General features: G+C 58.5%; 4 protein-coding genes. All 4 read right to left on the bottom strand.

Features of this window, described 5'->3' with window-relative positions:
* Positions 1-2,055, bottom strand: a 2,055-nt coding sequence (locus ACFSUD_RS19340) for a relaxase/mobilization nuclease domain-containing protein (RefSeq protein ID WP_386376141.1), incomplete at its 3' end; no start/stop codon positions are given.
* Complete coding sequence (mobC, locus tag ACFSUD_RS19335; RefSeq protein WP_386376140.1) at positions 2,052-2,327, bottom strand: plasmid mobilization relaxosome protein MobC; 276 nt, start codon at positions 2,325-2,327, stop codon at positions 2,052-2,054. The genes mobC and ACFSUD_RS19340, both read right to left, overlap by 4 nt.
* Before the next feature lie 771 nt (positions 2,328-3,098).
* On the bottom strand, positions 3,099-4,307 hold the full coding sequence (locus ACFSUD_RS19330; RefSeq protein ID WP_386376139.1) for a hypothetical protein: 1,209 nt from the start codon (positions 4,305-4,307) through the stop codon (positions 3,099-3,101).
* 99 nt (positions 4,308-4,406) lie between these two features.
* Positions 4,407-4,952 (bottom strand): TniQ family protein, encoded by a 546-nt coding sequence (locus tag ACFSUD_RS19325; protein WP_386376138.1) that lies wholly within the window; start codon positions 4,950-4,952, stop codon positions 4,407-4,409.
* Between the last annotated feature and the right edge of the window lie 227 nt (positions 4,953-5,179).

Here is a 5,179-nt window from a genome sequence, read left to right as displayed (position 1 = left end):
GATATAGGGCGCCTCCTCCCACCGACGGCGGGCATCCGTGTGATCCCCGTGCTGATCGGGGCGCTTTGCGGGGGCCGCGGATGCCACAGCTGGGGCGCGGCCCATGATGTCACGGAACGCCGCGCGCGCGTGGCCAAGTGTCCGCCCCGGGTTGTCACGAAGCCAAAGATCAATGACCGATCCCTTCGCCCCCGACTTGTTGGATGTCCAGAGCCACTTGCCCTCCACGAGGCTCGCCTTGATCGTGTCCCCGTCACGCTGGAAAATCCGGTATCTTCTGCCTTGCTTGTCGGCGCTATCCGGGTGGGTGCGAGACATATCTGACCAGCCCCCCAGTCCCGCAATGGCGCTGATATCGAGCTGCTTCATCTCCTCGATTTCGCTGCGATCGTTGTCTTGGATTTGATGCGCGATCCGACGTCGTCCCTGAAAGTCCTGCTTCGCCGTATCGGGCGCGGGCTGCGGGCGCGAGACGGTCTGCATATTCGGAAGCGAGGCAATCCAGCTATCCCGGTCTTCGCGGGCGATCTTTCGAAGGGCTGACGGACCGGGACTTCGACCGAAGCCAATCGCCTCCTGTACAGCCTGGGCTTCTGCGGTGATGTCGGCGGCCAGCAGAGCCTTCAACCTGCGCTCCTGGCTGTTTGCGGCGATGATGTCCTCTCGTTCTGTCTGTTCGGCCAGATGATCTTTTTGCATGTCCCTGACAACCTGCTCTATCCGGCGCTGACGCTTCTGCGTCTGCTTGAGCGTCCGATCTGCCAAAGCCTGGATATCAGGCGGCACGCCATGGACGGGGAGGCCCGCCCGCGCACAATCCAGTGCCGCCTGCCGGATGAACTCGGGCGGCCCGACCGGGCGGACGGACGACCAGCCTTTCGCCTTGGCCATGGCAATCATCGTGGCACGCGTCTCCATCGTGTTTTGGGATGTCGAGAGTCTGCGGCCGAGATCCATGACGGTAGACTCATCCTGAAACGAGATTCGCAGGGGCTTGGCCGCAAGATCCACAAAGCGGATTGCCTGTGCAACCTTCGGGTCGAGATGAATATCGGTGTAGATCCGGCGCAGGAGCGTGAGCTTGAAGGCAGATGCCTGCATCGCCTTTTCATCCTTGTCTGACGGGACTGCAATAAGCGCAGCGACCTCGACGTGGGTCTCTTTCAGATCGTTTCGATATTCGGTTTCGGGCGGCGCATAGGGGCCGAATGATGCCTCCATCTTCGAGATGCTGAACTTTGATCCAAAGGCCGAGGCCTTCGTGACTTCTTTCGAGCCGATGATCCCGACACGCGCGCCGGATCCGGATCTGTAATAGGTCAGACCCTGCGCGCCGAGGGCCGTGTGAAGACCCTGCCAGCTCGAGGCCGCGCTCACCAGCGCTGCAAATTTCTGCCGGAGCGTGTCGGGGATGCTGTGCTCGAAAGTTTCGAACCCGGTAGACTTTTCAAACTTGAGGTCACCGGAGGATTTCGGACGTTTCCCTGCCGCGCGATCCTGTTGCTTCTTCTCCCAAGCAATGGGGTTCTTTTTCAGCCTGGCAAGCTTGCGGCCGCTTTTCTCGATGACGTCGAAGTCGAACCGTCCCCGATCATGCGACCATCCCTGACTAAGCTCGATCTGACGGCATGCCGCCTCGGCCTTGCCATGGTCATTGGATTTAGACCAGACCTTGCCGGTAAGCGGGTGGACTGTATTCGCGATCGCATGAATGTGCTTGCGTCGCGTATCATGATGTGTGCCGATCACCAACTGATGCTCCTCAAGCCCCAGGGCGCGGATCAGAAATTCCATGGCAGCGATCATCTGGCTGTCCGTGGGCTGCTCCAATTCATGCCAAGACAAGAGGAAATGGTAGTAGGGTTTCTGCACCCGTTCCGAGAGCTCCGAGGTCAGCAGCATTTCCTCGGCAGCATTCTGCCAATTGGTAGAGGCAATGTTGCGCAACGCGATCCGTCTGGCCTTGCTGCAGACGTAATGGATGCCGGGCGCGAAAGCGTCACGTCCTCCGCCACTTCCTTTCTCGCCGGGCTTGCCGATGATTTCGCAGATCATTTCCGCAGGGCCTGCCGGATTTCCTCACCGATCTTCTCGACAGCGGCCAGAGCCTGCTCGAGGATCTCAAGGTCTTTCGGCTCGAGCGTAGTCAGGCGCCCCCCATTGATGGCACGTGCGATTTGGTTGAGGTTCGAGCCGACCTTGCCGAGCTGACCGAGGCTGCGGATGATGTCTGTCTTCAGCGCTGAATTCAGCTCGATGTCGCCCGAGATGAAGGCGCTCAGATAGGCCTGATGATCGGGGAACCCGGCCGCATCTGAGCGCTCCATGAAGACTGCCAAAGTGTCGGGGGTCACGCGCTTGAAGAGCTGATGCGTCGTGCGCCGCTTGTTTGATCTGGGTTTTCCGTCGCCTGGTCGTGCCATTCTGATGTCTCACGTGATCGCTGTTCCCTGATTCTAGTTGATCCCCGTGAAAATCCTCCCACGCCTCTTTCGACCTTCTCCCCCCTACCGCCCATAACTGACCCGCCGACGCCGCGAGGCGGAGAAGAGGTCAGCTGAAAAGAGCTTCGGCATCACAAACGACGCTCCGATCCAGTTTGACCATCGACGACTGACTGCAAAGTCCGATGCGAGCTTTGATAAAGAGCCAAGGCATTGCGGTCTCCACACCGATGAACGTGATCGCAAAGTCGGCTCCGGCGACGGGCCGCTGACTTGTTCTGTTTCGCGGACGATTATCGGCAGGGAGCTGGCACCGCGCGAACGTAAAGTGAGAGATATTGTCGGTACCCTTCTGTACGGTTAGGGCGAAAGCGCCCAACCTTTCCACTGGGCTTTCTCAAGACCTCTATATGCGGATACTTCGAGTGAGGTTTTTCATAAATATGGTGCTCGTTAGGGCTAGATCAAAGTGAGGGTGGTCGAGGGCTGCAGGAAATGCACGAGTTGCGGCTACTCAAAATAGAGTGTTGTCGACGCCAGATTAAATGTGGATTACCTCATCCGAGTTCCGGAAATCACACCATCTGATTTCCGGACCCGTAGCCCCAGGATTTCTGTCTGAAGGCCAAATAAGGCCGCGCGACTGCGTGGCCTCTATTCTTTTATAATATTTTCAGACGTTTGCGTAATTATTCGGTCGACATCTTGCCGCAGATACAATGGGCCGTAATCCTCGCCATCTGGGGAAAAGACCTCTACCCCGGCGGCCCGGAGGGTCGCCGTCATGGATTGCCGACTCTTGCCGTGGGCCTGCGCCATCGTGCGCGGCGTGTAGAAGCGCTGATTGAAGGCATCAGCATCGTCTCGAGAAATGAAGAACTGTCTCGTCTTCAATTTGGGATGGACCAGTTCCGTCGCGGGCGTATGGCCATTCCTGACAAGGCGCTTCATGCGGATCGGTTGGCCGATGCCAACGGTTTTTGAGAACAGTTCGATGCTCTGGTCGGACGAAGGCTGAGGCGACAGAACCGAACTGACCTCGTCATGATAGACGTACAGTGCCGCGTAGCCGTCGAAATCAGCGTGGTTGCCGATCCTGACGATACGCCGGGCCTGTATCGCTCGGATGATGATGTCGGGGCCTATCATAAGGCGCGCAGCCGACTTCGAGATGTGTTCCCAGCCATGCTGCGCCTGTCGGAGCGGTGTGGCTCCGACGAAGACGCTGTCGAGGAAACGCACGCCGTCCGCCGGGTCCCAGACGGCCTTGGTCCCAGCGCCTTCCACAGATGAAAGGTACGGCGCGAGCACGCCACCTGCGAACAGCAGATCGAACTGCGACCTTGATGCGTTGATGCCTTCGGCGAAGTCCTTCGCGGTGATCAAGGTCTTCGCGGCCTTCAGCACCGCGTCGGCGCGCTTTGCATCGAAGACCTGCCAGGCGTCGGGTAAGCCTTCTTCAGGAACGATACCTTCGGCGGCGAGGATCTTTCGCAGGCGCCTCTGGTCGATTCCGGTTGCCTTGGCCGCGCTCCTGACCGAGTGAAGCCGACGTTCGGCGACTGGCTCACCAAGCAGTTCGTCCCCGACGCCGAGGGGCCACGTCTCCATCATGTGTGACCGCAGGATACGCCGGAAATCATCGTAGTCCGGGTTATCAATGGTGTCGTAGGCCAGCCGGTCGTAGAGTTTCGGGAAGATCTTCTTGGGGCCATCGTGCGGTCCGCCCGGGAGGCCTTGGAGGCCTTGCAATGCATCTCTGACCGCCGCCTCGCCTTGGCGGGCAACCTGAAAGCCCATATTATACACGAACCATTTGTCCTCATCGGTCACTGAGCAGGGGGCTGATGTAATGTGGCGCAACAGAGAGGTTCCTAGCATTAGGCAATAGTTGCAAGCCGCATGTAGCGGGTGCTGTTCCAACCAGTTGCCATCGCTATGTCCTTCGAGGCGCGCATCCAGCTAGGTGTCAAAGCTGGTCTCAGCTCGTGGCTCAAGGGAGAGCTCTCCGGCAACGATAGCAGGAACCAGTGATGCGAGTTTTGCAGCAGAGTCGAACCGAGGCGCGGGGCTACTTTCCCGCCATAGGGTCACCAACGGGGTATTGTGCTCTAAGCAAATCGTCACGTGCGGCACCAACCAATGCCCGCGCATCGCCATTGTCACTGGATCTTCCCTTTGGCCTTCAAGATCCTGAAGAAGACACTTCGGGCAGCCGCGCATCTTTGGAGGCTGTAGGATCCTGGACGGGAAGGTGTGTCCGCGGAAGAGGCGCATTTTCCCGGCGCCCCCTTCTTTCGAGGGCGACCATGCAACGACGTCTTCAGGGATCGGACAGCTGAAGGCATCAAGTGCTTCAAGGGCGGTGGATGCTCCTGAAATTACCGCGAGAAAGGAGGTTTCCCTGTCAGCCGAGAAGGTGGCCGCGTCCACATGGTAGGCTGCAGCTGTTCTCGAAACGAAAGAAGCGACGGTTTCACGCCGTTTATGGGGAATGGATTTAGCCATGAACGCTCCGAAGTTTCCGGCTTCGTACGTGAGGCGGTTCAAGATGCAAGATCAAAGTCGATAAATCGAATGAGCCATTGGGATGAACTGCCTTCCCACCAATCCGCTGCTACTGTGGCGAGCATAAGCGGAGGGGAGCATCAGATGAACATTAACAGGGTGCTGATTTAGTCGCTGATCCGGAACGCTATCCCTTCAACGGCGCCGGTTCGGGTGATCTTCTCACT

This window comes from Sulfitobacter aestuarii, assembly GCF_042685005.1.
GTDB classification, from domain to species: domain Bacteria; phylum Pseudomonadota; class Alphaproteobacteria; order Rhodobacterales; family Rhodobacteraceae; genus Sulfitobacter; species Sulfitobacter aestuarii.
The sequence above is the reverse complement of the archived record's forward strand: the minus strand, read 5'-3'. Positions and strand labels throughout refer to the sequence as shown.

Coding starts and splice junctions, on each gene's coding strand:
- mobC (WP_386376140.1), bottom strand. CDS start 2,327: ATGGAGCGCTCAGATGCGGCCGGGTTCCCCGATCATCAGGCCTATCTG.
- ACFSUD_RS19325 (WP_386376138.1), bottom strand. CDS start 4,952: ATGGCTAAATCCATTCCCCATAAACGGCGTGAAACCGTCGCTTCTTTC.